Genomic DNA, 24,926 nt, shown 5'->3' with positions numbered 1-24,926 from the left:
ATCGCGGATGTGTTTTAAGTGGGGGAAAGACAAATGATCCTCGTGGAACGCAGTGCGCACGTGATGGCGCCGGTGGAAGCGGTCTGGGACGTCGTGCAGCGGGCCGAGCAGTTGCCGGCCTGGCTGGCGGGGGTCCGCGCGGCCGAGGTTCTCTCGGGGGAGGGGTTCGGCCGGCGACAACTGGTCCAGGCCGGGCGCGGCGCGGCGCACGAGGCCGAGGTGATCGCCTACCAGGAGCCGACCCTGATCGGGTGGCGCGAACGGGCCAAGGGCGCCGGCGCCCGGGCCGAGGCGCGCACCGAGATCTACGTACAGCTGACCCCCGACGAGGAGGAGGGCGGGACGATCGTGCGGCTCATCGTCGTACGGTGGCCCGCCGGGCCGGTCAAGGCCGCCCTGCTCCGGCTCGGCCTGCGTCGGGTCGGCGCCGACCTGGAGGACTCGCTGGCCCGGCTGACCGACCTGGCCGCCGTCGGTTGACCGGAGCCGGTCCCGGCGTCGCCCACGATGGAGATGGTCCGGCGTTCCCGCCAGGAACGCCGGACCATCGTCGACTCCGCCCCCTCAGCCGGCCCGCAGTTCGGCGATCGCGGCCCGGAGCCAGGACCGTTCGGCCCGGCTGATCTCGCGGGCCATCACCAGCATCCCGCGCCGGAAGGGGTCGGTCTGCTCGGCGGCCCGCTGCGGCCGGTCGCCGGCGGCGAAGAAGCTGGCCGGCTGGTCGAGGAAGGCCAGCCGGCGTTCGAGCACCGCCGCCTGCGCGGCCGGGTCGGCGAGCTGGCCCAGGAAAGCGAGCAGGGTGAAGAACCGGTTCTGGTCGGTGACGTCCAGCTCGGCCGGCTCGCGCAGCCGTCGCCACAGCTCCGCCCGCCCGGCCGTGGTCAGCGAGAGGGTGTGCCGGGGGGCCGCGGCCGCACCGGGCTCCCGCTGCCGGCTGACCAGCCCGGCGCGCTCCAACCGGTTGATCGCCGGGTAGAGGCTGCCGTCGCTCACCGGCCGGGCGTACCCGGCGAGGCGCGTGATCCGGCTCTTCAGCTCGTACCCGTGCAACGGTCCCTCGCCCAGGAACCCCAGGATCGCCAACTCCAGCACTCCCGCATTCTGCCTTGCCCGCCGCCGGCATGCCTCGATACGGTATACCTCGTTTCGAGGTATAAGGAGGAACGCGTGCGCGTCATGGGACATGGCGGGACCGGGCTCAACGTGATCGACTTCGGGGGCGAGGGCCCGGGCATCCTGCTGCTGCACGGCCTCACCGGCCGGGCCGCGAACTGGACGGCCACCGCCCGCTGGCTCACCCGGTACGGGCGGGTGGTCGGCTACGACGCACGCGGGCACGGCCACAGCGACCGACCCGACGGCCCGTACGACCGCCCGCCGTACGTGGACGACGCCGTTGCGGTGATCGAGGCGCTCGACCTGGCGCCCGCGCTCGTTGTCGGGCATTCGATGGGCGGCCTCACCGCCTGGCAACTCGCCGGCGCCCGGCCGGACCTGGTCCGTGGCGTGGTGATCGCCGACATCAGCCCGGTGACCCCGCCCGACCTGGTCGACCGCTGGCGGCGCTGGCTGGCCGACTGGCCGGTGCCGTTCCCGACCCTGGCCGACGTGCGCGACTACTTCGGGGCAGACCGGCGCACCGAGGGGGAGTCCTTCGTGGAGGTGATGACCGAGGGCCCGGACGGGTGGCATCCGCTGGCTCGCCCCGAGCACCTGCTCGCCTCCCTGGTGCACTGGGCGGACCGGGACCACCGGCCGGAGCTGGCCGGGGTCGGCTGCCCGGCGCTCGTGGTCGCCGGGGCGGAGAGCGACCAGCCGGTCGCGCGGCAGCGGGAGATGGCCGAGCTGCTGCCCGACGGCCGTTTCGTGCTCGTCCCCGACGCCGGCCACGTCCTGCACTACGACAACCCGACCGGCTGGCGGTCCGCCGTCGAGCCGTTCGTCGCCGACCTGACCCCCGCCCGACGCGCCGATCATGGACTTGTGGCACCCGACTTGACCGCTTAGTCCCCTTTTTCAACCGCCACAACTCCATGATCGGCCGAGCGGGGCGGGCGGGGCGAGGCGGGCGGGGCGGCAGGGCGGGCGGGCGCAGGAGATGGCAAAGGGCCCGGCGCGGGAGCGCCGGGCCCTTCGTGCGGGGTGGATCAGCTGTCGCCGCCGGTCTCGCCGACCGGGGCGGCGTTGACATCTTCCAGCGCGTACTTCTTCGCGGCCTCGGCCGGAACGTGGGCCGGCACCGCGCCGCGCAGGGCGAGCTGGCGCAGCGTCGCGACCGCCACCGACTCGGCGTCGACGTGGAAGTGCCGGCGCAGCGCGTGCCGGGTGTCCGACATGCCGAAGCCGTCGGTGCCGAGCGAGGTGTAGTCGCCCGGTACCCAGCGGGCGATCAGGTCCGGTACCGCGCGCATCCAGTCGCTGACCGCGACCTTCGGCCCGTCGGCGTCGGCAAGCTTCCGCTGGATGTACGGCACCCGCTGCTCGGTACCCGGGTTGAGCAGGTTGTGCTCCTCGCACTCCACCGCGTCCCGGCGCAGCTCGGTCCAGGAGGTCACCGACCAGACGTCGGCGGCCACCCCCCAGTCCTCGGCGAGCAGCTGCTGGGCCCGGAGCGCCCACTGCATGCCGGTGCCGGAGGCGAGGATGTTCGCCTTCGGCGCGCCGCCGTCCACCTTCGGCGCGGCGGAGTAGCGGTAGATGCCCTTGAGGATGCCCTCGACGTCCACCCCCTCTGGCTCGGCCGGCTGGAAGATCGGCTCGTTGTAGACGGTGAGGTAGTAGAAGATGTTCTCCTGCGCCTCGCCGTACATCCGGTGCAGGCCGTTCTCCATGATGTGCGCGATCTCGTACGCGAACGCCGGGTCGTACGCCACCACCGCCGGGTTGGTGGCGGCGAGCAGCAGCGAGTGGCCGTCCTCGTGCTGCAGACCCTCACCGTTCAGCGTGGTGCGACCGGCCGTCGCGCCGAGCAGGAAGCCCCGCGCCATCTGGTCCGCCGCCGCCCAGAGCCCGTCGCCGGTCCGCTGGAACCCGAACATCGAGTAGAAGATGTACATCGGGATCATCGGCTCGCCGTGGGTGGCGTACGACGATCCGGCCGCGGTGAACGAGGCGACCGAACCGGCCTCGTTGATCCCCTCGTGCAGGATCTGCCCGTCGGTGGCCTCCTTGTACGACAGGAACAGCTCCCGGTCCACGGAGGTGTACCGCTGGCCGTGCAGCGAGTAGATCTTCGCCGTCGGGAAGAGCGAGTCCATGCCGAAGGTGCGCGCCTCGTCCGGGATGATCGGCACCCAGCGCTTGCCGAACTCCTTGTCCTTCATCACGTCCTTGAGCAGGCGGACGAAGGCCATCGTGGTGGCCACCTTCTGCTTGCCCGAGCCGCGCTTGACGTCGGAGAACCGCTCGCTGCCCGGGATCTGCAGCGTCTTGCCGGTGGTCCGCCGGGTCGGCAGGTAGCCGCCGAGCTGCTTCCGCCGCTCGTGCAGGTACTCGATCTCGTCGGACTTCTCGCCCGGGTGGTAGTACGGCGGGAGGTAGGGGTTGTCCTCCAGCTGCTTGTCCGGGATGTCCAGGTAGAGCCGGTCGCGGAAGAGCTTCAGGTCCTCCAGCGTCAGCTTCTTCATCTGGTGGGTGGCATTGCGGGCCTCGAAGTGCGAGCCCAGCGTCCAACCCTTGATGGTCTTGGCGAGGATCACCGTCGGCTGGCCGGTGTGCTCCATCGCCGCCTTGTACGCGGCGTACAGCTTCCGGTAGTCGTGGCCACCCCGCTTGAGGTTCCAGATCTCGTCGTCGCTGAGGTGCTCGACCATCTTGCGGGTGCGCGGGTCGCGGCCGAAGAAGTGCTCCCGGACGTACGCCCCGGACTCCGCCTTGTAGGTCTGGTAGTCACCGTCGGGCGTGGTGTTCATCAGGTTGACCAGCGCGCCGTCGGTGTCCGCCGCGAGCAGCGGGTCCCACTCCCGGCCCCAGACCACCTTGATCACGTTCCAGCCGGCGCCCCGGAAGAACGCCTCCAGCTCCTGCATGACCTTGCCGTTGCCCCGAACCGGGCCGTCCAGCCGCTGCAGGTTGCAGTTGATCACGAAGGTGAGGTTGTCCAGCTCCTCGCGGGCGGCCACGCCGATCGCGCCGAGCGACTCGACCTCGTCCATCTCACCGTCGCCGAGGAACGCCCAGACGTGCTGCTGGGAGGTGTCCTTGATGCCCCGGTGGTGCAGGTAGCGGTTGAACCGCGCCTGGTAGACCGCGTTGATCGGCCCGAGGCCCATCGAGACGGTGGGGAACTCCCAGAAGTCCGGCATCAGCCGCGGGTGCGGGTACGACGGCAGGCCGCCGCCCGGGTGCGACAGCTCCTGCCGGAAGCCGTCGAGCTGGTCGGTGCTGAGCCGCCCTTCCAGGAAGGCCCGCGCGTACATGCCGGGGGAGGCATGGCCCTGGTAGAAGATGTGGTCGCCGCCGCCCGGGTGGTCCTTGCCCCGGAAGAAGTGGTTGAAGCCCACCTCGTAGAGCGACGCGGAGCTGGCGAAGGTGGAGATGTGGCCGCCCACACCGATCTCGGGGCGCTGCGCCCGGTGCACCAGCATGGCGGCGTTCCACCGGATGTACGCCCGGATCCGCCGCTCGATGTGCTCGTCACCCGGGAACCACGGCTCGCGCTCCGGCGGGATGGAGTTGATGTAGTCGGTGGTGGTCAGGGACGGCACCCCGACCTGGCGCTCGCGGGCCCGCTCCAGCAGGCGCAGCATGACGTACCGGGCGCGCTTGGTTCCGCGCTCGTCGATGACACCGTCAAGCGACTCGACCCATTCGCTGGTCTCTTCAGGGTCGATGTCCGGAAGCTGGCTCGGCAGACCAGCGGTGATCACCGGGCGCTTGCGTTCCGTAGCCACAGGCGTTCCCTCGGTTCTGTGTGGGATAGGTCTCTAGCGCCATCCTGCCCCCTCGTGGCGCTCGCCGTCACGTCTCCCTCCCCCAGACGCGACGCTGAACACAGGTACTCAGCAGTAACTTTGCGCGATCGCCAGGTGCGCTAGGCCGCACCGGCGCTCGCCACCCCGGCCACCCGGCCGGCATGCGGCGGCGACCGGTTCTGGGGGGCGGAGCGAAGGCGGCGACGGTGGGGACTGTGGCGGCAGCGGGGGCGGTTCCTGAGCCGCTACGGCAGAATGCGCCATATGCGCAGTGAGGTGATCAGCGTCCAGACCGGGTCCCGGCCGACCTGCCGGGACATCACCGCCGAGGCGGAGCGGTTCGTCTCCGGCCAGGGCGACGGGCTGCTGCACATCTTCGTGCCGCACGCCACGGCCGGGCTGGCGATCATCGAGACCGGGTCCGGCTCGGACGGCGACCTGCTGCGGGCGATCGACGACCTGCTGCCGGCCGACGACCGGTGGCGGCACCGGCACGGCTCGTCCGGGCACGGGCGGGACCACGTGCTGCCCGCCTTCGTGCCCCCGTACGCGACCCTGCCGGTGCTCGGCGGCCGCCTCCAGCTCGGCACCTGGCAGTCGATCTGCCTGGTCGACACCAACGGCGACAACCCCACCCGGAAGGTCCGCTTCTCCTTCCTCCCCGGCTGACCCCACCCGGAAGGAGTGGGCAGCACGTCGACGTTCGCGGCGAGCCGGGCCGGGGTGCGGACGTACCGACGCAGGCTGCTGCGCCGTCGCCTCGCCACCCGTACCGTGCCCGACGTGCTTACAGTTCTCGTCGTCGGGACGACGCTGCGGTAGGGGGATGCGGATGTACCTCACGCAGGCGCTGCACCGGGCGGTGCAGCAGGATCCGCGGCGGGTGATGACGATCTGCGGCGACCGGGTGCGGTCGGCGCGCGAGTCCGTCGACCGGGTCGCGCGCCTGGCCGCAGGGCTGGTTGCGCTGGGGGTTGCGCGCGGCGACCGGGTGGCCCTCCTCGGTGCGAACTCGGACCGCTATCACGAGTGCCTGCTCGCGGCGCCGTGGGCGGACGCCGTGGTGATGCCGATCAACAGCCGTTGGGTGGCGGCCGAGATCGGCTTCGCGCTGCGCGACGCGGCGCCGGCCGTGCTCATCCTCGACGAGCAGTTCGCCCCGATGATCGCGACGCTGCGCGAGCACGCTCCGCTGTCGGCCGTCGTCGTGATGGGCGACGGAGCTGCACCGGCCGGCGCTGTCGCGTACGAGCGTCTGATCGAGGAGCATCCGGCGATGCCCGACAGTCGGCGGGGCGGCGACGACCTGTTCGGCATCTTTTACACCGGGGGCACGACGGGGTGGCCCAAGGGTGTGATGCTGACCCACGCCAACCTGGCCGCCTCGGCCCTGGGCAGCCTGGCCACCGGCGAGTTCGGCACGCCCGGCGGGCGACTCCTGCACGCGGCCCCGATGTTCCACCTGGCCGATCTCGCCACCTGGACGGCCGCGCTGATCACCGGCGGCACCCACGTGATCATTCCCGGCTTCACTCCCGGTGCGGTTCTTGCGGCGATCGAGCAGCACCGGGTCACCGACGTCCTCCTGGTCCCGACGATGATCCAACTGCTGGTGGGCTTCCCGGACGTCGCGCGCTTCGACGTGACCAGCCTGCGTCGTCTGATCTACGGCGGATCACCCATGCCCGAGGCGCTGTCCCTCCGCGCCCGTGCGATGTTTCCGCAGGCCGGGTTCGTCCAGGCGTACGGGATGACGGAACTGGCCCCGGTCGCCACCCTGCTGCTGCCCGCCGACCACGACGATCCCGGTCTGGCCCGCTCCGGTGGCCGAGCGGCGCCGCACGCCGAGGTCCGGATCGTCGACACCGCCGGTGCCGAGGTACGCCGCGGAGTGGTCGGCGAGATCGTCGCGCGCGGCGACCACGTGATGCCCGGATACTGGCGCCGTCCGGAGGAGACGGCTGCCTGCCTGGTCGACGGCTGGCTGCACACCGGTGATGCCGGTTTCATGGACGAGCGCGGCTACGTGTTCGTCGTCGACCGCATCAAGGACATGATCATTACCGGCGACGAGAACGTGTACTCCACTGAGGTCGAGCGCGCCCTGGCGTCGCATCCGGCGGTGGCGATGTGCGCGGTGATCGGCCTGCCGGACGAGCGGTGGGGCGAGCGGGTGCACGCCGTCGTCGTGCTGCGGGCGGAGGCCACCGCGACCACCGACGAACTGCGGGACCACTGCCGCGGGCAGTTGGCCGGGTACAAGATCCCACGAAGCGTGGAATTCGTGGACGTGCTGCCGGTGTCCGCCGCCGGCAAGGTGCTCAAGCGCGAACTGCGCGAGCAGCGACGAACCGATCGTGTCGTGCCGGTAGCCGGTGCGGATCGGGGAGCCACACCGTGAGACAGCTGATCGGCCGCGATCGGGACATCGAGATGATCCGCTCGTTCGTCGACGATGCCACCGCCCGCGGCGGGGCGCTGCTGCTCTCCGGCGATGCGGGTGTCGGCAAGACGGCGCTGCTGGCGGTCGCCGCGTCCCATGGAACGGCCATCGGCGCCCGGATCGTGCACGCCACCGGAGCGCAGTTCGAGGCGAACCTGAGCTTCGCCGGGCTGCATCAGCTTCTCTACCCGCTCCTCGACCACCTGTCCGGGCTGGACGAGCTGCCGCGCGCCGCCCTCAACAGCGCGCTCGGCCTGGCCGGGGGACCGCCCGCGGATCGGCTCCTCGTGTCGTGCGCGACTCTCGCGCTCCTGGCGCACGCCGCCGGCACCGCGCCGGTGCTGGTCATCGTCGACGATCTACCGTGGCTCGACCAGGTCAGCGCCACCGTGCTCGGGTTCGTCGCCCGGCGCCTCGCCGGGCACCGGGTCGGATTCCTCGCCTGCTCGCGGACCGGCGAGGAAGGGTTCTTCGACCGGTCGGGCATCCGCACGTACGACATCGAACCGCTGTCCGACGCCGCGTCGGCGGCACTGCTGGCCAGCCGCTACCCCGAGCTCACGCCGAGGGCGCGGCAGCGGCTGCTCACCGACGCCCAGGGCAACCCGCTGGCGCTGCTGGAGCTCCCCGTGGCGCTCGCCCGCGCACCGCAGATCTCGCCCAGCACGCTGCCCTCCACACTGCCGCTGACCCGGCGCCTGCAGGCGGTCTTCGCCGACCGCGTACGCGATCTTCCGGAATGGACGTTCAGGGTGCTGCTGCTCGCGGTGCTCGACGGCAGCGGCGATCTTCGGATCCTGCGCGCCCACACGGAGGTCGACGACCTCGCGCCGGCCGAGCGCGCACACCTGCTGTCCATCGACCGGGCGACCGCGCGACTGACCTTCCGTCATCCACTGATCCGCTCGGCGGTCTTCGACATGTCGAACGCCGCCGAGCGCCGGCAGGCACACGCCGTCCTCGCCGAGCGCCGCGAGGACGAACCGCCGCGCCGGGCCTGGCACCTGGCCGAGGCCTGTGAAGGTCCGAACGAGCAGGTGGCGGCGTTGCTGCAGGACGTCGCGCACACGAACCTGTTCCGCGGCGACTCGGTCGGCGCGATCACCGAACTGCTGCATGCCGCCGACCTCAGCCCCGCCGGCACCGACCGCAGCCGACGGCTGGCGGAGGCGGCTTACCTCGGCGCGATCGTCACCGGCGACCTGCGGGACGTGCCGACGCTGATGGACGCGGCACGGCGGGCCGACCCGCAGCACGGCGGCGCCCTGGCCGGCGCCGTGGCGGGCGCGTACCACCTGCTGAACGAGAACGGTGACGTCGACAGCGCCCACCGCTTGCTGACCGGCGCCATCCAGGCGCTGCCGGAGCCGGGCGACGCGCACGACAAGACCCTCGTCGAGGCGCTGTACACGCTGCTCATGGTGGCGTTCTTCGGCGGGCGGGCGGAGCTCTGGACCCCGTTTCACGAGGCGGTCGACCGGCTGCGGCCGCAGCCCCCGCAGTTGCTGGCGATCCTCAGCCGGACCTTCAGCGATCCCGCACACCTGGCGCGGCCCGTACTCGACCGGCTCGACGCCGCCATCGCCCGGCTGGGCAACGAGACCAGCCCGGCCCGGATCGTGCGCACCGCGATCGCCGGCAGCTACCTCGACCGGATCGGCGACTGCCGGGAGCCGTTGTGGCGGGCGGTGCGCCACGGCCGTGAGGGCGGGGCGGTGACGTCGTCGATCGAGGCGCTGTTCCTGCTGAGCAACGACGCCTACTTCGCCGGCCGGTGGGACGAACTGCTGGCGCTGACGGAGGAGGGCCTTGCCCTCTGCGAGACGCACAACTATCGCCTCCTCCGGTGGATCGGCCTGTTCCTGCGGGCCATGGTGGCCACCGCCCGCGGCGAGGAGGACAGCAGCCGGGCGTTGACCGACCAGATGGTGCGGTGGGCGGCGCCGCGCCGGGTGGGTGCGGTGACCGGCTACGTCTCCCACGTCAGGACGATGACCGCGCTGTCGCGCGGTGACTTCGACGACGCGTACCGGCAGGCGAGCGCGGTGAGCCCCGCGGGGCAGCTCGCGACACACGCCCCCGAGGCACTGTGGCTGATCATGGAGCTGGTCGAGGCGGCAGCCCGCTCCGGCCGGCCGGCCGACGCGCGGGCCCATGCCACCGCCGTACGCGAGGCCGGCATCGCCGAGCTGTCGCCGCGGTTGGCGTTGGGTGTCGCCGGGGCGGTCGCGATGGCCGCCCCGGACGAGGAGCACCGTGAGCTGTTCGAACGGGCCCTCCGGACACCGGATGCCGACCAGTGGCCCTTCGACCTGGCTCGCATCCGGTTGACCTTCGGCGAGCGGCTGCGGCGGACCGGGTCCCCCGCCGTCGCCCGCGAGCACCTCAGGGCGGCCCTGGACGGCTTCGAACAGCTGGGCGCTCGGCCCTGGATGACCCGGGCCGAGAATGAGCTGCGCGCCGCCGGCCTGCACCGCGACCGGGCGAAGCCACGCCCGGCCGAGACCCTCACGCCGCAGCAGCACCAGATCGCCCTGCTCGCCGCGTCCGGACTGTCCAACAAGCAGATCGGCGAGCGGCTGTTCCTGTCGCCGCGCACCGTGGGATACCACCTCCACCAGATCTTCCCCAAGCTCGGCGTGACCTCGCGAGCCGCCCTGCGCGACGCACTGACGGATCTGCCGACGGCCGGAGACAGCGATCTTCCACCGAGCGGGTGACCGGTCATTTGACAGAGGCGACCGCCGCCCGCCCACACCTAGCGTCCTCTCCAGGTTCGACCACTCGATCGCACTGGAGAGACGACATGAACAACACAGCCCGGAACGTCGTGCTCGTGCACGGCGGCTTCGTCGACGGATCCGGTTGGCAGCGGGTCTACCACCTGCTCCGCCAGGAGGGCTACCACATCCGCGTCGTGCAGAACCCGACGCTCTCCCTCGACGGCGACGCCACGGCCACTCGGCGGATCCTCCAGCAGCTGGACGGCCCGACCGTACTGGTCGGTCACTCCTACGGCGGCGCGGTGATCAGCGAGGCGGGCACGCATCCCGCGGTGTCGGCGCTCGTTTACATCGCGGCGTTCACACCGGACCAGGGTGAGTCGGTGAACACCCTGATCGCCAACCCGCCGCCCGGCGCGCCCGTCCCGCCGATCCTGCCGCCACAGGACGGCTTCCTCTTCCTCGACCGGGACAGGTTCCCCGCGTCGTTCGCCGACGACCTGCCGATCGACGAGGCGCGGTTCATGGCCGACTCGCAGGTGCCGTGGGGGGTCGACGCGCTCGCCGGCGCGGTCACCGAGCCCGCGTGGCGAACGAAGCCCAGCTGGTACCTCGTGGCCACCGAGGACCGGATGATCCCTCCGCCCGCCCAGCGGGCGATGGCCGAGCGGGCCGGTGCCACGGTCGCCGAGGCGTCCGGCAGCCACTCGATCTACCTGTCGCAGCCGCAGGCCGTCGTCGACCTGATCAAGCAGGCCGCAGCCGGCGCGCGCTGACGCCTTCCCGATTCCCCCTCCACGCATCCGAAGGATCACCATGTCCCTCCGTAGCTGGCTGCGCCCCTCCGCGTTCACCGCGGCCGTGGCCACCCTCGTGACAGCGGCGGCGCTGCTCGCCGCCGCCCCCTCCGCCGACGCCACCGTCGGCACGTCGAAGCCGAAGCCGACGGTGGTGCTCGTGCACGGCGGCTTCGCCGACGGCTCGACCAGTTGGCGCGGCGTCGTCGACAAGCTGCAGAAGCGCGGCTATCCGGTCATCGCACCGGCCAACCCGCTGCGCGGCCTGCCCTCCGACTCCGCCTACCTCGACAGCGTCCTGCACAGCGTCAGCGGGCCGATCATCCTCGTCGGCCACTCCTACGGTGGCGCGGTCATCACCAACGCGGCGGCTGGCAACCCGGCCGTCAAGGCCCTGGTCTACATCGCCGCGTTCGTGCCCGACACCGGCGAGGCGCTCGGCGAACTGATCAGTCTGTATCCGGGCAGCGAGATTCAGGCCGCCCTCACGCCGGTGCCCTACCCCGCGGCCGACGGCACGACCGGAACGGACCTCTATCTTCAGGCCGACAAGCTCCGCCCGGTCTTCGCCGCCGACGTTCCCGAGTCGACAACCAGGATCATGGCAGCCACCCAGCGACCGTTCAGCGCGTCGTCGTTCACGGACCGTACGCAGGCCGCCGCCTGGCACACCATTCCCTCCTGGGGTCTGGTCGCCACGGACGACAAGGCAATCCCCCCGGCGCTCCAGCACTACGAGTACGGCCGGGCCGGTTCGCACGTCGTCGAGGTCGCCGCATCGCACGTCGCCATGATCAGTCATCCCGACGTCGTGTCCGACCTCATCGTCCAGGCCGCCGACGTCACGACCTGAGCCAGGGTCCGGGGATGTCGCGCCCCGGACCGGCCCGATGACAGGACGACGGGCCCGGCTCGACGAGCCGGGCCCGTCGTCGTCCGGCGGTGCGGGTCAGGTCGGGCTCCCCAACAGTGGAGCTATCCAACTACTGAGAAGTAAGTAAAATGCGCGCCATGGCGCAACCCACCGCTGCCCACCCCGGTCCCGTCGCGGACGACCGCTTCGGCCTTGCCGGGGACACCGTGCGCCGGATCATGCACATCGCCTCCGCCCTGCGGCACCACCAGGACGTGGAGATCGCCGGCCTGGGGCTCACCCCGGCCGCCGCCCGCGCCCTGCACGAGCTCGACCCCGACCACCCACTGCCCGCCCGGGACCTCGCCGAGCAACTGGGCTGCGACCGGTCCAACGTCACCGCGCTGGTCGACAAGCTGGAGCAGGCCGGGCTGGTCGAGCGGCGGGTCGACCCCGCCGACCGGCGGCAGAAGACACTCGTGGTGACCGACGCCGGCCGGCACGTACGCGACCGCGTGCACCAGGTGATGTCGGACTCCCGACTCCTCGGCGGCCTCACCACCGGTGAGCTCGCCACCCTGCGTGAGCTGGTCTGGAAGGTCTCCGACGGGGGCTGCCCCGAGCCGTGCGGAGAGGACTGAGCCCGGCCGGGCGGAACGTGTCCGACTGGGCGACCCGGCCCTCCGTCGGTAATGCTGTCCGACGTGACCACCCCGCAAGATCTCGACGACCGCTTCCGGGCGGCCCTGGGCGAGCTCGGTGCCGCCGCCCGGCGGCGTGACCTGGGTGAGCCGCTTCCCGACGGGGCGCCGCTGACCGGCGCGCAGGCGTTGGCGCTCTTCGACGCCCAGGTGACCAGCCGGCTGCTCGACCTGGCCGCGCGATGGCTGCGCAGCTTCGGGGAGGGGTTCTACACGATCGGCTCGGCGGGCCACGAGGGCAATGCCGCGGTGGCCGCCGCCCTGCGACCGACCGATCCCGCCCTGCTGCACTACCGCTCCGGAGCGTTCTACTGCCTGCGGGCCGCCCAGGCGGCCGGCGGCTTCCCGGCCGGTCGCGAACCGGACCCGGACCCGGAGGCCCCGGGCGACCCGTCCGGGGACGACCCCGAACCGGGGGAGCGGGCCGACCACGGCGCGGCCGACGGGGACGCTCCGGGCCCGGTGGCCCGGATCCCCGACCCGCGGTCCGCCGGGGACGACCCGGTGGACGACGCTTCCCAGCCCGGGACCGAGGGCGCCGAGCCCGGGGAATCAAGCCCCCTCCTGTCCCCTGCTGGGGAGACGCCCGCCCACCCGGCCGGACCGGCCGCGTCCGGGATCCCGTTCGGGATGGGCGACGACCCGGAGGCCACCGATTCGGCGACTCTTCCGGTCGGCGTTGCCGTGGTCGTCGACACCGCCGGCGAGCCGAGCGTCGACGTGCCGCCCCTGCCCGTACCGGACCCCGACGACGGGTACGCGGAGGCGGCCCGGGACGTGCTGCGCGGGATCGTCGCCTCGGCGCGGGAGCCGCTCGCCGGGGGCCGGCACAAGGTGTTCGGCCGGGCCGACCTGGCCGTCATCCCGACCACCTCCACGATCGCCTCGCACCTGCCGCGGGCAGTGGGCATGGGACTCGCCCTGGAACGGCTGCGCCGGGTCGGCAACGGCCGGCGCACCGACGACGACAGCGCCGGCGGCTCGCCGTGGCCGCCGGACGCCATCGTGGTCTGCTCGTTCGGCGACGCGTCGGTCAACCACGCCACCGCCACGGCCGCGTTCAACACCGCCGGCTGGTACGACCACACCGGCCTGCGCATCCCGGTCCTGTTCGTCTGCGAGGACAACGGGCTGGGGATCAGCGTCCGGTCACCGAAGGGCTGGGTCGAGGCGACGCTCCGCGCCAAGCCGGGGATCCGCTACTTCGCCGCCGACGGCACCGACCCGGTCGAGGCGTACCGGGTGGCGGGGGAGGCGGCGGCCTGGGTCCGCCGGCACCGGCGCCCCGCCGTGCTGCACCTGACCACCGTGCGGCTGATGGGCCACGCCGGGGCGGACGCGGAGACCGCGTACCGGAGCCCGGCCGAGATCGCCGCGGACGCCGCGCGGGACCCGCTGCTGGCCACCGCGCGGCGGCTGGTGGCGGCGGGGTTCGCCAGCGGCGAGGAACTGCTCGCCCGGTACGACGAGCGCGGCTGGCAGGTCCGGCGGATCGCCGAGGAGGTGCTCGACGAGCCGAAGTTGGCATCCCCGGCCGAGGTGGTGGCCGAGCTGGCCCCGCGCCGGCCGGTACGGATCTCCCGGGCGGTGGCCGACGCGGCGGCCCGGGCGGCCGGGCCCGGCGCGGGCGCCCGGGCCGAGGCGTTCGGCGGCAGGCTGCCGGAGCTGGCCGGACCGCTCACCCTGGCGCAGAGCATCAACGCGGCGCTCGCCGACGGGATGCTGGACCACCCGGGGATGGCCGTCTTCGGCGAGGACGTCGCCGCCAAGGGCGGGGTGTACGGGGTGACGAAGGGGTTGCGGGACCGGTTCGGCGCGGCCCGGGTCTTCGACACGCTGCTCGACGAGACCTCGATCCTCGGGCTCGGGCTGGGGGCCGGGCTCGCCGGGCTGCTGCCGGTGCCGGAGATCCAGTACCTGGCCTACCTGCACAACGCCGAGGACCAGCTGCGGGGCGAGGCCGCCACCATGCGGTTCTTCTCCCGGGGGGCGTTCCGCAACCCGATGGTGGTCCGGGTCGCCGGGCTGGCGTACCAGGACGGGTTCGGCGGGCACTTCCACAACGACAACTCGGTGGCCGTGCTCCGGGACGTACCGGGGCTGGTGATCGCGGTGCCGGCGCGGCCGGACGACGCGGCGCCGATGCTCCGGACCTGCCTGGCCGCCGCGGCGGTGGACGGCACCGTCAGCGTCTTCCTGGAGCCGATCGCGCTCTACCACACCCGCGACCTCTACACCGAGGGCGACGGCGAGTGGCAGGCCGAGTACGCCGAGCCGGGCGCCTGGGCCGCCGGGCACGTCCCGGTCGGCCGGGCCCGGGTGTACGGGGTGGGCTCGGCCGAGGACGTCACGATCATCACGTTCGGCAACGGTGTCCGGATGTCGCTGCGCGCCGCGGCCACCCTTGCCGACGAGGGGATCGGCACCCGGGTGGTGGACCTGCGCTGGCTCGCGCCGCTGCCGGTGGCCGACATCATCCGGGAGGCCTCGGCCACCGGGCGGGTGCTGGTGGTCGACGAGACCCGCCGGTCGGGTGGGCTGGGCGAGGGGGTGATCGCCGCCCTGGTCGACGCCGGCTACGTGGGCGCGGTGCGACGGGTGGCCGGACTTGACTCTTTTGTACCATTAGGTCCGGCAGCGCGTCAGGTTCTGGTCTCCGAGGAAGCCATTACCCAGGGTGCCCGTACGCTGCTGGCACGGTAAATTCCGTTCCACCCGGTGCGCCACTTGCGCGGGGAGCCACAACTGTGTGGACTTGGCCCGACGGCGTCGGACGACGCCGCGAGCAGGGATGAGATGAGGAGGCACGCGACAGTGAGCGCGACCGCTGGTCAGGCCGCCGACGGGGTACGCAGCCTGGCGGACCGGTTCGGGATCGAGCCGGGGATGGTCGTCATGGAGATGGGGTACGACGACGACGTCGACCAGGATCTCCGGGACGCCCTGACCGACCGCAGTGGAGAACTGGTCGACGAGGACACCGACGAGGTGGTCGACGCGGTTCTCGTCTGGTACCGCGACGGCGACGGCGACCTCTTCGAGCTCCTCGTCGACGCCCTGGGACCCCTGGCCGACGCCGGCGTGGTCTGGCTCCTGACGCCGAAGGCCGGCCGGGACGGCCACGTCGAGCCGAGCGAGGTCGCGGAGAGCGCGCAGACCGCCGGCCTCCAGCAGACCTCCACGATCAACGCGGGCCGCGACTGGAGCGGTGCCCGCCTCGTGCTCCGGCGCGGGTCGAAGAGCAAGAAGTAACCGGCCGGACCGCACCCGGCGGCCGTCGTCGCCGGGTGTGGCAGGCTGATCATCTCCAGACTCGACCCGAGGAGTACGCATGCCGATCGAGGTTGGCGCCGAGGCGCCGGACTTCGTGCTCAAGGACCAGAACAACCAGGAGGTCCGGCTCGCCGACTTCCGCGGCAAGCGCACCGTGCTGCTGGTGTTCTACCCGCTCGCCTTCACCGGCATCTGCCAGGGCGAGCTCTGCGAGGTGCGGGACAACCTCAACGAGTACGTCAACGACGACGTCCAGGTGCTGACCGTCAGCGTCGACTCGGTCTACGCCCACAAGATCTGGGCCGACCGGGAGGGCTACCAGTTCCCGCTGCTGGCCGACTTCTGGCCGCACGGCGCGGTGGCCCAGGCGTACGGGGTCTTCAACGACGTCGCGGGCATCGCCAACCGCGGCACGTTCGTCATCGACAAGGCCGGCGTGGTCCGGTTCGCCGAGATGAACATGCCCGGGGAGGCCCGGGACCAGCAGGGCTGGCGCAAGGCCCTGGCCGAGGCCGTCGCCGCCTGATCCCACCCAGGCACGCCGTTCGACCGGGTCGGAGGCCGGCAGGTAAGCTTGCCAACCTCCGGCCCGCCGAACGGGCGTTCCGGGCGCGTAGCTCAGTGGGAGAGCACTCGCCTTACAAGCGAGGGGTCGCAGGTTCGAAACCTGCCGCGCCCACCACCAACCACCAGCGGAAACCGCCCCGAGAAGATCACTCCCCGGGGCCGATGACAGCAACGGTTACAGCAACAGCGGTCATGAGAGTCGTCCGTCGAGCTTTCCCAGCGCCTGCCGCATGACATCAAGGCGGCCCTGAACGGGCCGCACGCGCCGCCGCCAGGGCGCGCGGCTGGCTCGCTCGCTTGGGGCTCGCGGGCAGCCACGCAGAACGCCCGGCGGCTGGCGCGGACAGCGGGATGCCCGGAGGGCGCCGCAGAATGACAGACCGTTAACGGGTGGGTGGTGGGCCGGCAGCCGCCGGGCCGCGCGGCCAGCAGCCCGCGCGGCGTAGGGGAGCGCAGGCCGGCCGCGTCGGCGAACTGGCGGCGGTCGCGGGGTTGCGGTTAGAGCGCTTCCGGCGGGGGCGCTCCGGCTCCAGGATGGCCGATGCCGCGCCGGCGGGTCACGGTCCGTGACGTGGTTGCGGTTGGCCATCCCGACTGCCATCGACCCGGGCAAGCCGAGCAGACCACCGCCCGACCCGCCAGCGTCCGTACGAGCCGTCAAGGTCCGCTTGATGGCGGACCGGGCGGCGGCCCGCTCCCACAACGGGCGGGTCGACGGCAGACAGTGATGGTCGCCCAGTGCTGCGGGCCGGACGTGCACCCGTCGCTGGGTGCATGCCGGGACGGCCGTCTCCAACAAGCGAGCGACGAATTGTCGGAGCCTCGAAACGTGCCACATCCCTCGCGTATTCTGATGCACTGATCTCGACAGACGCGTGCACGTGACCTTGGTCGACGCCGGGCCGGAGTGTCGACCAAAACAGGGCGAACCTTGTCTGGCGCGACAGTGGATCACCTTTCGGACAACCTCTGGCGGCGATCCGCGTGCCCTCCTTGGCCGGAGGTGCCGTTTGAGTACTTATCTATGGATGCCGGGACACGCACGCCCGCGACGAGATGGCGGACGACCTCGGAATCGCCGATGATGACGGCACCGGCCGCCACGAGCCCGGCCAGGTCGTCGCTGCCGAACGCGGCGAGGAGGGCATCTGTCGTGGTGAGCAGGACGGCGTCCGGCTCTTCGGGCGGCTCGTGGGTGACCTCGGCGCCGGCCGACGTGAGGCGGACGCCAAACACGCCGGCAGGACCGTGGTCGCCTAGATCGATCCGGAGCGTCGCCTCGGGCTGCTCCGGCGTCGGTACGAAGAAGGTGCGGATGCTCAGCATGGCACTGTCCGCGCTCACGAAGAGCTGTTCCGCGGTCGGCGGCGCGGCCAGCGCCCACGTGCCAAGCGCGACCACGATCGACTCGAGGCCGCGACCCCACGTGGTCAGCTCGTAAACCCGCACATTTCCTGGCGGAGGCAGCTGCCGGCGGCGTAGGACGCCCGCGTCGGCCAGCTCGCGCAGCCGGTCGGACAGCGCGTTCGGGCTGGCGGTCGGGAGCGCCTGCTGCAGGTCGGTGAACCGTTTCGGCCCGAGCAGCAGCTCGCGCACCACGAGCAGCGACCACCGCTCACCCACGATGTCGAGGCCGCGCGCGACACCGCAGGCCTGCCGATAGCCCCGCTGGGTTGGCATGGAACACCTCCCTCTCGTACTTGCTAGATCCTAGCAGCCACTATTAGCTTCATAGCCACGACACGAGGGAGGAACCCATGACCACGCCAGCGACACCCCCGCTCACCGACCGCGAGACCTGGCAGAAGCAGCTCGACGAGCTCCGGCTCCGCGAGAAGGCGCACACCCGCGAGGGCGACGACATCGCCGCGGCCCGCCGACGGCTGCCGATGGTCGAGGTCGATCGGACCACCCGTCTAATCGGTGCCGACGGCCCGGTGCCCCTGCTCGACGTCTTCGAGGGCAGGACCCAGCTGTTCGCGTCGTACCACATGTGGCACACGGGCAGGCCGGCCGCCGACCAGTGCGAGGGCTGCACGTTCTTCACCGGCCAGGTGCTCGAGCTGTCCTACCTGCACTCGCGCGACGTCACGTTCGCGGTCTTCTGCCAGGGGCCGTTCGAGGAGACCTCGCGCTACCGCGACTTCATGGGCTGGCAGGCGCCCTGGTACTCGGTGCCCGCGGAGTCACTCGACTCCCTCGTCGCCGGACGCGCGTTCGGGATGAAGGCGTGCTACCTACGCCAGGGCGACCGGGTGTTCGAGACCTACTGGACCACCGGACGGGGCGTCGAGGCGATGGCGCCGTCGTACGGCCTGCTCGACATGACCGTCTACGGCCGCCAGGAGGACTGGGAGAACTCACCGCAAGGCTGGCCGCAGCACTTCCGAACCGGCGGCGACCAGTTCCGGCTCGACGGCCGGCCGACCTCGCAGTGGTCGCGGCTCGCCGTCGGCCGTGACGACGACCTGGGCGCCACCGGGCCCGCCGCCAGCGCGCACCAGTGCTGCCACTGAGGTTCGGTGCCTGCCGATCGGATGAGGTGGCCCGCCGAGTGCGCCGATCTACCGAGCTAGAGGCCCCGCATGTGCGCCGCATCGCTATCGACCTCGGCCCGTCGTTAGGGCGCGCGGAGGCGCCGCTACCTCTCGTGAGGACACGGTGACACGCCGCCTTTTCGCGGGACGGTTCCCACGATGATCGGCAATGGTCCTCTCCGATGGTTGCTGACGGTGGCGTTCGGAGGGGCGGCCGTCTTTCACCTGCTCCGGTGTCTGCGCCCACCCGCTGCGTGGCTCTCTCCGGTGGCGGAGCATCGACTCTCCGAGATGTTGCACCTGGTCATGGGCCTATCGATGATCGCGATGATCTGGCCGTGGGGCGCGGCGGTCCCGGCAGCTGCCTGGATTGCCGTTTTCATGATGTCGACGGGGTGGTTCGTGGTGCGGGCGGTGCGGAAGAGGCGACATCGTGCGGTCCCGATGTTCTTCGCAACCACGACAGGGACGATGGTGTGGATGTGTGCCTCGATACCGGGGCACGCCTCCGCCGGCGGCCACGGCGGCATGGACATGGCCGGGATGGGTCATGCGCCGGTCGGGTGTGCCGGATGGGTCGGTGCGCTGCTGGGGGGCTACCTGGTGCTCGCCGCGTTCTGGAGGGTTGGCCGCGGGATGCGCATCGGTGGTCTGTCCGCGGCGACGACGGACGCGGTGGCCTGTCCGCTGGACTGGTCGGCGCTGTGCCACGGTGTGATGAGCGCGGGTATGGGCATCGCCCTACTAGCGATGGCCTGAACGACGGGCGCCAGGCGGGACGCTCTCGGCGCTCTCGTGCGGCATGGCCGGCTGACCCGGCCGATGCCGGCCGGAGGTCGCCAGCAGGCCGGGGCCGGGCCGGCAGCCACCGGGGCCGATGAGTCCGGGCGGCGGGCAGGGTCATACGGTCGTACTCATGCAAGGCTCGAAGGCGTATCGGCGCGACCGGCGACATAGGAGCATGCGATGAGCGTTGGCGGGTTGTCGAAGGAACGGCTTGCCCGCGTGGGTGAGGTCATGGGCGGCTACGTAGAACGTGATGAGGTGCCCGGCGTTGTCACGCTGATCGCCCGCGGCGGTGAGGTGCACGCCGGTGCGGCCGGGACGATGGCGGCAGGCGGCAGCGATCCGATCCGCCGGGACACGTTGTTCCGTGTCACGTCGATGACCAAGCCGGTCACCGCAGTCGCGGCGATGATCCTGGTCGAGGAGTGCCGGCTGCGGCTAGATGAGCCGGTTGACCGGCTGCTGCCCGAACTGTCCGGCCGCCGGGTCCTCAGACGGCTGGACGGGCCGGTCGAGGACACAGTGCCCGCCACCCGGCCGATCACCGTTCGGGACCTGCTCACCTTCACCATGGGCTTCGGCGCCATCCTAGCTCCCCCGGGAACCTACCCGATCCAGAAAGCCAGCGAGAAGCTCTCACTGGCCCCGCCGGACCCGCCCACGTCCGATGAGTGGATCCGCCGTCTGGGCACGCTGCCGCTGATGCACCAGCCCGGTGAGAAATGGATGTACAGCACCAGCGCCGACGTGCTCGGCGTGCTGATCGCCCGCGCCTCCGGCCAACCCTTCGAAACCTTCCTGCGTGAACGGCTCTTTGAGCCACTCGACATGACCGACACCAGCTTCGCCGTTCCCGCCGTCAAGCTTGGCCGGCTGGCAGCCGCCTACTGGCCAGACCCTGCCACCGGCGCCCTCGCCCCCGATGACAGTCACCAGGGCAGATGGAGCCGCCCGCCGGCCTTCCCCTCCGGGGCTGGGGACCCGCAGGCCGGGCTGATCTCCACTGTCGATGACTACCTGGCCTTCGCCCAGATGCTGCAGGCCGGTGGCATTCACCGCGGCCAGCGCATCTTGTCCCGCCCGTCGGTCGAGACCATGACCACCGACCAGCTCACCCCCGCCCAGAAAGCCGTGTCGGGATTCTGGCCCGGCTATTTCGACAGCCGCGGCTGGGGATTCGGCCTGTCGGTGGTGACCAGGCGCGACCACCCCGCCGCCCCGGTCGGCACGTTCGGCTGGGACGGCGGCTGGGGCACCATCTGGCGCTCCGACCCCCACGAGGACATGATCACAATCTTGATGACCCAGGTTGCCTGGACATCCCCCAACCCCCCGAACATCTGCCTCGACTTCTGGACCACGGCCTACCGGGCCATCGACGACTGACATTTCGCGGACCCCAGTATGGAAGGTCAGCGGGATGGTGCCGGGCTTGTTGAACCGGCGCTATCGAGGTACATCTGCGCGTCGCCATACACCAACGCCGCGAACCGGCCGTGCTCCGGGCAGCGTTTGCGCTTACACCTTGTCGTCGGGATGTTGGCCTGGACGTCGACGACGATCTTGCACACCGGGCAGATGGGCTTGGTGTACTCGACGAACACCTCGTCTCGGTCCCTCTTCGCTCGTGCCGGCCCGGCCGGTGCGGCATCTGGAGTGGGTTCCACGGCGGTCACAACTCTTCTCCCGGGGCCACCATCTTGACAGCAGGTGCCAGCTTGCCCCGGCTGGCCGTGCCACCTCCGCGATCACGCTTACGCAGGGCCCACGGTATGCCTCATCGGAGGTCAGCCAGGGCGTCTTCACTGGGCTGGTGGAGTTGGGGTAGGGCCTTGATCGTCTCCCAGGACGGCGGCACCCCCTGGTGGTCAGTGACGAGGTGGTGGCCTAAATCCCAAGCCCGCCGAGCGGATCGTCCCCCAGGCGCCTGGAGTCGAGATCAAGCCGATGTTCGGCGCCGCCCGGCGGGCGGGTGAGGTCAGGCCCGACCGGCGGTCGTGGTTCGGCCACGCAGCAGACTGATCCCCGCGGCCACGACCCACGCCATGCAGAGCAGCCGACCAACCGGCAGCAGCACCGACCCGTAGAACCACACGGCCGACACGACGGACAGCATCGCGGGCACCGCGGCGACGACCCCGAAGACGCGCACCGGGCGGGTCCAGCCGCGGGCCCGGGAGACCAGCCACACGAAGACACCAAGGGCCACCACGTGCACCACTCCCCCGAGTACGAAGCTCAGGTCCCGCAGGTTCACCACCGTGTCGACCGAGGTGCCCGGCGCGACGATCCCCAGCACCACCGAGAGCAGCGCGGAAAGAACCATGCTGACCACCGCAACGATGCCGGCCGCGAGCGCCAACCTCCGGCGCCGGGAGCTGGCTGAGATCCCGTCCGAGCCGACGCCGGTCAAGCGCGCAGTGACGACAACCGCCAAGCCGAGGACCGACAATCCCTGCAGCACGCCGATGGCCAGGGACGACGACGTGTTGGTCCGGAAATACTCGTAAACCTCGGCCTTCGGGGCGCCGGGCAGGGGCATGGCGTCAGAGCTCAGCACCCTGGTGGCGATGTTGACGGCCAGGTACGCCAGCAGGAACGTGGCCGCGCCCACGAGCGGGACCACCACACGCCTGCCGCGAGCCCGTGCTCGCGCGGTCTGCACCGCCTGTACGTCCGACGAAGTCATGATCCTTCTCCTTCGTTAGCTCCGCATTGAATGGCACAACCATCGGTCTGCGTCGGCGCGAAGGCGACGGCTCGACGACGTATCCGCCGATACGCGATCTGACGTAGTGATCCCTGGTCGCACGTCCTGCGGTGCAGGCCGCTGTCCGCCGCTACGCACCGCAGTCCGACCGCGCGTGTCGGCTCGCCCCGCGGCCCTCAGGCGTGACAGATCACTCGGGTCGGCCGGCCCATTGTGACCACCGCGGCGAGGGCGGGAGTCAGGCCGAGCCGTTCCAGAAACGGCAGTGGTGTGCCTGGGCGAAGTCGGTGACCGCGATGCCGCCAGGCCCAGCAGTCATGGAGAGCACCCGACCGCCGCCACGGTACTTCGGCCAGGCCGGCAGGCCGGTGCCGTTGGGATCGTCGCTGGCGGCGAAGTTCGACCAGTACCCGATCAACTGCTCGGACAGGTGCCGCTGCGGCGCGGTCAGGGGCGGGTCTCCCGGACCGTCGAACGCGCCGTCGAACAGGTACGGCAACTCGGCGCCGTGCGGGGCGCCCAACGGAAACCCGGCGATGCGTGCGCCGCTGTCCTCGGCGAACTCGTAGGCGTAAACCGGGGCGTGTGCGGCCGCCGCCCGGTCGGCCGGAAGTACCGGACAGGCGCCCAACATGCGGCCCCAGTCGGTGACGACCGTGGCCAGCGCGACGCCCGGGCTCGGGTAGCTGGCGGCCGGATAGCGGGCGAGTATCGCGTCCGCACGAGCACCGAATTGCGCGGCGATCAGGTCCGGATACTCGGCGGCGGTCACCGGACGGCCGCGGCCGTCGTGCTCCAGCGCGACAAAGGGGCGCATCTCGTCATGGGTAGTACCAGCCAGCATCGGTACGCGAGCAGAGGTTCCTCGACGCAGCGCGTCCAGCGGTTGCCGAGGCAGCGCTGGCGTGTCCACGACCGGCAGCCACGGCAGATCGGCGATCCGGCCGGCGGAGATGGGCATGTGTTCGGCACCCAGGGTGACCAGGCGCGCCGTCGGGATCGCGAGCAGGCAGGTGGCTTCAGTGGCCGGCGTGGCACAGCCGAGAGCCTGGGCGGCCTGCCTGCCCCGTGCCAGCGCCACCTGCCTGGTCACCATCATGTTGCCACACGGGCTGCTTTGAGTGATCACCTTCTCGAACAGGCCTGCCGCGGCGGGCGAGGCAAGCTGCGCGCAGACGCTGTACCCGCCAGCGGACTGCCCGGCCAGCGTGACGTTGCCGGGATCGCCGCCGAAGCGAGCGATGTTCCGCCGCACCCAGCGCAGCGCAGCGCGTTGATCGGCCAGCCCGTAGTTGCCGGCGTCTGAGTCGGTGGCGGCCAGCGCGGGCAGGTCGAGGAACCCGAGTGCGCCGAGCCGGTAGTTGACCGTCACGACCACCAGGTCGCCGGTCGCCGCCAGGCGGGTCGCGTCGTAGTCGCTGCCCGCGCCGGAAACGAAACGGCCACCCGGAAGCCACACGAGGACCGGTCGCGGCCGGTCGCCGGCGCGGACCGGCGTGGTGACGTTCAGATACAGGCAGTCCTCGTCGCCGACCACCGTGGATCCGGTCGGGCCGCCCAGCTGTGGGCAGACCGGGCCGGGGTGGGTGGCGTCCCGGGTCGAGTCCCACGGCGCGGGCGGCGCGGGCGGACGCCAGCGGCGCGAACCCACCGGTGCCGCCGCATACGGAATGCCCGAGAAGGTGCGATGATCGGCTGACACGCTGCCGTGCAGGATGCCGGAGTCCACGCGGGCCATCGGGGAAAGCGCCGCACCGGCACCGGCGGTGAACGGGATGGCCTCGGATATCGCGAACGATGCGGCAACAACGACGAGCGCGACGAGTGAGCGTATGTAATTCATGCGTCGTGACGCTAGAAAGCTCGCGGCGGACGGTCATCCGTACGGGAGCGGCACCACGGCTACGTCAGCGCGCGTACGCGGACCAACCGCCGTCGCTTCGGCATGACCGCCTGCGCACAGCGGAGCCACCACGATGGTGCGCGGTACTGCTGGCTGACGATCAGGAAGTCGGGCTGGATGTTCACACCATGCCGCAGCCGCCCCGGGTGGCGTATTGTGGCGTCCCGGCCAGCGTCACGCTGTGCCCGCGGAACTCCGCGATCCCGCCGTCGCCAGACCGGCTCACGGTGACGTCGTAGAGCCCGGGTCCTTGAACCTCCCTGCGAGCGAGACGTCAGAATCGCGGACATCCGGCGGCAGGGTGGCCAGCCACTCGTCCCACGGCTGCTGATGTCCGCCCCGTTGCTCCAAATCCAGCCCGGCAGCCTCGCAGCTCGGCGTGCTGTGCTCGCTCGGCGGGTGCGGCTCTTGGTGGCCGCAACGATCTCCTACAACGTGATCGAGGCGGTGGTGGCGATCACGGCCGGTGCCGCTGCCTCCTCTACCGCCTTGATCGGCTTCGGTCTCGATTCGGTCATCGAAGTGTCCTCAGCGGCGGCGGTGGCGTGGCAGTTCGCCGGCCGTGACCCCGAAGCGCGGGAGAAGGTCGCACTTCGGATCATCGCGGTGTCGTTCTTCGCCCTAGCTTGTTTTTTAACCTTTGCGTTTTTGCTGGTCGGCTTGGGTGCGGGCGCGGTGGAGGGTTTTGCCGACGTCGTGGCGGGGTGCGCGGTGTCGGTT

At 71.4% G+C, this 24,926-nt stretch carries 20 protein-coding genes, 1 tRNA gene and 2 pseudogenes; 17 read left to right on the top strand and 6 right to left on the bottom strand.

Features of this window, described 5'->3' with window-relative positions; translation table 11 throughout:
* Positions 1-33 precede the first annotated feature (33 nt).
* Positions 34-480, top strand: coding sequence for an SRPBCC family protein (locus tag ACFYOS_RS23620; RefSeq protein WP_089013161.1), 447 nt, complete (start codon positions 34-36; stop codon positions 478-480).
* An 84-nt stretch (positions 481-564) separates the two neighbouring features.
* Here ACFYOS_RS23620 and ACFYOS_RS23615 read toward each other — a convergent pair whose 3' ends face one another.
* Complete coding sequence (locus tag ACFYOS_RS23615) at positions 565-1,092, bottom strand: PadR family transcriptional regulator (protein ID WP_387145431.1); 528 nt, start codon at positions 1,090-1,092, stop codon at positions 565-567.
* 84 nt (positions 1,093-1,176) lie between these two features.
* Here ACFYOS_RS23615 and ACFYOS_RS23610 point away from each other — a divergent pair, with 84 nt between their 5' ends.
* Positions 1,177-2,007: an alpha/beta fold hydrolase gene (locus tag ACFYOS_RS23610; RefSeq protein ID WP_387145670.1), complete on the top strand. Its 831-nt coding sequence runs from the start codon at positions 1,177-1,179 to the stop codon at positions 2,005-2,007.
* Positions 2,008-2,147: 140 nt separating this feature from the next.
* On the opposite strand, the gene aceE is transcribed toward ACFYOS_RS23610, so the two are convergent.
* Complete coding sequence (gene aceE, locus ACFYOS_RS23605) at positions 2,148-4,892, bottom strand: pyruvate dehydrogenase (acetyl-transferring), homodimeric type (protein WP_387145428.1); 2,745 nt, start codon at positions 4,890-4,892, stop codon at positions 2,148-2,150.
* Positions 4,893-5,177: 285 nt separating this feature from the next.
* On the opposite strand from aceE, the gene ACFYOS_RS23600 reads away from it, so the two are divergent.
* From ACFYOS_RS23600 to ACFYOS_RS23550, 11 genes are all read left to right on the top strand, one after another.
* The gene (locus ACFYOS_RS23600; protein ID WP_387145425.1) at positions 5,178-5,582 is read left to right on the top strand and encodes a YjbQ family protein; all 405 of its coding nucleotides are present in this window, start codon (positions 5,178-5,180) and stop codon (positions 5,580-5,582) included.
* Positions 5,583-5,597: 15 nt separating this feature from the next.
* On the top strand, positions 5,598-5,735 hold the full coding sequence (locus tag ACFYOS_RS23595) for a hypothetical protein (RefSeq protein WP_387145422.1): 138 nt from the start codon (positions 5,598-5,600) through the stop codon (positions 5,733-5,735).
* A 10-nt stretch (positions 5,736-5,745) separates the two neighbouring features.
* Complete coding sequence (locus ACFYOS_RS23590) at positions 5,746-7,314, top strand: long-chain fatty acid--CoA ligase (RefSeq protein WP_387145419.1); 1,569 nt, start codon at positions 5,746-5,748, stop codon at positions 7,312-7,314.
* Positions 7,311-10,076: an AAA family ATPase gene (locus ACFYOS_RS23585; protein WP_387145416.1), complete on the top strand. Its 2,766-nt coding sequence runs from the start codon at positions 7,311-7,313 to the stop codon at positions 10,074-10,076. The genes ACFYOS_RS23590 and ACFYOS_RS23585 overlap by 4 nt, the downstream gene beginning before the upstream one ends.
* Before the next feature lie 86 nt (positions 10,077-10,162).
* Entirely contained in the window at positions 10,163-10,855 is a 693-nt protein-coding gene (locus ACFYOS_RS23580; RefSeq protein WP_387145413.1) for an alpha/beta hydrolase, read from the top strand.
* A 40-nt stretch (positions 10,856-10,895) separates the two neighbouring features.
* The gene (locus ACFYOS_RS23575; protein WP_387145410.1) at positions 10,896-11,729 is read left to right on the top strand and encodes an alpha/beta hydrolase; all 834 of its coding nucleotides are present in this window, start codon (positions 10,896-10,898) and stop codon (positions 11,727-11,729) included.
* 158 nt (positions 11,730-11,887) lie between these two features.
* A complete protein-coding gene (locus ACFYOS_RS23570; protein ID WP_387145407.1) occupies positions 11,888-12,370 on the top strand; it encodes a MarR family winged helix-turn-helix transcriptional regulator in 483 nt (160 codons plus the stop codon).
* Between the two features lie 276 nt (positions 12,371-12,646).
* On the top strand, positions 12,647-15,133 hold the full coding sequence (locus tag ACFYOS_RS23565; RefSeq protein WP_387145666.1) for a thiamine pyrophosphate-dependent enzyme: 2,487 nt from the start codon (positions 12,647-12,649) through the stop codon (positions 15,131-15,133).
* A 111-nt stretch (positions 15,134-15,244) separates the two neighbouring features.
* Positions 15,245-15,682: a DUF3052 domain-containing protein gene (locus ACFYOS_RS23560; RefSeq protein WP_387145404.1), complete on the top strand. Its 438-nt coding sequence runs from the start codon at positions 15,245-15,247 to the stop codon at positions 15,680-15,682.
* A 79-nt stretch (positions 15,683-15,761) separates the two neighbouring features.
* Complete coding sequence (locus tag ACFYOS_RS23555) at positions 15,762-16,229, top strand: peroxiredoxin (protein ID WP_302762627.1); 468 nt, start codon at positions 15,762-15,764, stop codon at positions 16,227-16,229.
* 81 nt (positions 16,230-16,310) lie between these two features.
* Positions 16,311-16,385, top strand: a tRNA-Val gene (locus ACFYOS_RS23550).
* Between the two features lie 836 nt (positions 16,386-17,221).
* Here the strand turns inward: ACFYOS_RS23550 and ACFYOS_RS23545 are convergent.
* Positions 17,222-17,950, bottom strand: coding sequence for a winged helix-turn-helix transcriptional regulator (locus ACFYOS_RS23545; RefSeq protein WP_387145401.1), 729 nt, complete (start codon positions 17,948-17,950; stop codon positions 17,222-17,224).
* Between the two features lie 77 nt (positions 17,951-18,027).
* Between ACFYOS_RS23545 and ACFYOS_RS23540 the strand changes: the two genes are divergently transcribed.
* The 3 genes from ACFYOS_RS23540 (at position 18,028) to ACFYOS_RS23530 (ending at position 20,979) form a co-directional block, all read left to right on the top strand.
* Positions 18,028-18,786 carry a DUF899 family protein gene (locus ACFYOS_RS23540; protein ID WP_387145398.1) on the top strand — a complete coding sequence of 253 codons (759 nt, stop codon included), beginning with the start codon at positions 18,028-18,030 and terminating at the stop codon, positions 18,784-18,786.
* A gap of 180 nt (positions 18,787-18,966) precedes the next feature.
* Positions 18,967-19,566, top strand: a complete 600-nt coding sequence (locus ACFYOS_RS23535; protein ID WP_387145395.1) for a DUF5134 domain-containing protein — start codon at positions 18,967-18,969, stop codon at positions 19,564-19,566.
* Between the two features lie 207 nt (positions 19,567-19,773).
* The gene (locus ACFYOS_RS23530; protein WP_387145392.1) at positions 19,774-20,979 is read left to right on the top strand and encodes a serine hydrolase domain-containing protein; all 1,206 of its coding nucleotides are present in this window, start codon (positions 19,774-19,776) and stop codon (positions 20,977-20,979) included.
* A gap of 3 nt (positions 20,980-20,982) precedes the next feature.
* Here ACFYOS_RS23530 and ACFYOS_RS23525 read toward each other — a convergent pair.
* From ACFYOS_RS23525 to ACFYOS_RS23515, 3 genes and pseudogenes are all read right to left on the bottom strand, one after another.
* Positions 20,983-21,260: pseudogene (locus ACFYOS_RS23525) on the bottom strand (hypothetical protein); the annotation flags it as partial.
* Between the two features lie 311 nt (positions 21,261-21,571).
* Positions 21,572-22,282 (bottom strand): hypothetical protein, encoded by a 711-nt coding sequence (locus ACFYOS_RS23520; RefSeq protein ID WP_387145389.1) that lies wholly within the window; start codon positions 22,280-22,282, stop codon positions 21,572-21,574.
* A gap of 259 nt (positions 22,283-22,541) precedes the next feature.
* Positions 22,542-24,041 carry a carboxylesterase/lipase family protein gene (locus ACFYOS_RS23515; protein WP_387145663.1) on the bottom strand — a complete coding sequence of 500 codons (1,500 nt, stop codon included), beginning with the start codon at positions 24,039-24,041 and terminating at the stop codon, positions 22,542-22,544.
* Positions 24,042-24,536: 495 nt separating this feature from the next.
* On the opposite strand from ACFYOS_RS23515, the pseudogene ACFYOS_RS23510 reads away from it, so the two are divergent.
* A pseudogene (locus ACFYOS_RS23510) lies at positions 24,537-24,926 on the top strand (cation transporter); the annotation flags it as partial.

Origin of the sequence: Micromonospora sp. NPDC005806, from assembly GCF_042871425.1 — a bacterium.
GTDB lineage: Bacteria > Actinomycetota > Actinomycetes > Mycobacteriales > Micromonosporaceae > Micromonospora.
The sequence above is the reverse complement of the archived record's forward strand: the minus strand, read 5'-3'. Positions and strand labels throughout refer to the sequence as shown.

Excerpts from the sequence above, each read along its gene's own strand:
- ACFYOS_RS23600 (WP_387145425.1), top strand. The coding sequence starts at position 5,178 with ATGCGCAGTGAGGTGATCAGCGTCCAGACCGGGTCCCGGCCGACCTGC.
- ACFYOS_RS23620 (WP_089013161.1), top strand. The coding sequence starts at position 34 with ATGATCCTCGTGGAACGCAGTGCGCACGTGATGGCGCCGGTGGAAGCG.
- ACFYOS_RS23535 (WP_387145395.1), top strand. The coding sequence starts at position 18,967 with ATGATCGGCAATGGTCCTCTCCGATGGTTGCTGACGGTGGCGTTCGGA.
- ACFYOS_RS23575 (WP_387145410.1), top strand. The coding sequence starts at position 10,896 with ATGTCCCTCCGTAGCTGGCTGCGCCCCTCCGCGTTCACCGCGGCCGTG.
- ACFYOS_RS23540 (WP_387145398.1), top strand. The coding sequence starts at position 18,028 with ATGACCACGCCAGCGACACCCCCGCTCACCGACCGCGAGACCTGGCAG.
- ACFYOS_RS23545 (WP_387145401.1), bottom strand. The coding sequence starts at position 17,950 with ATGCCAACCCAGCGGGGCTATCGGCAGGCCTGCGGTGTCGCGCGCGGC.
- ACFYOS_RS23580 (WP_387145413.1), top strand. The coding sequence starts at position 10,163 with ATGAACAACACAGCCCGGAACGTCGTGCTCGTGCACGGCGGCTTCGTC.
- ACFYOS_RS23570 (WP_387145407.1), top strand. The coding sequence starts at position 11,888 with ATGGCGCAACCCACCGCTGCCCACCCCGGTCCCGTCGCGGACGACCGC.
- ACFYOS_RS23555 (WP_302762627.1), top strand. The coding sequence starts at position 15,762 with ATGCCGATCGAGGTTGGCGCCGAGGCGCCGGACTTCGTGCTCAAGGAC.
- ACFYOS_RS23610 (WP_387145670.1), top strand. The coding sequence starts at position 1,177 with ATGGGACATGGCGGGACCGGGCTCAACGTGATCGACTTCGGGGGCGAG.
- ACFYOS_RS23590 (WP_387145419.1), top strand. The coding sequence starts at position 5,746 with ATGTACCTCACGCAGGCGCTGCACCGGGCGGTGCAGCAGGATCCGCGG.
- ACFYOS_RS23520 (WP_387145389.1), bottom strand. The coding sequence starts at position 22,282 with ATGACTTCGTCGGACGTACAGGCGGTGCAGACCGCGCGAGCACGGGCT.
- ACFYOS_RS23530 (WP_387145392.1), top strand. The coding sequence starts at position 19,774 with ATGAGCGTTGGCGGGTTGTCGAAGGAACGGCTTGCCCGCGTGGGTGAG.
- ACFYOS_RS23515 (WP_387145663.1), bottom strand. The coding sequence starts at position 24,041 with ATGGCCCGCGTGGACTCCGGCATCCTGCACGGCAGCGTGTCAGCCGAT.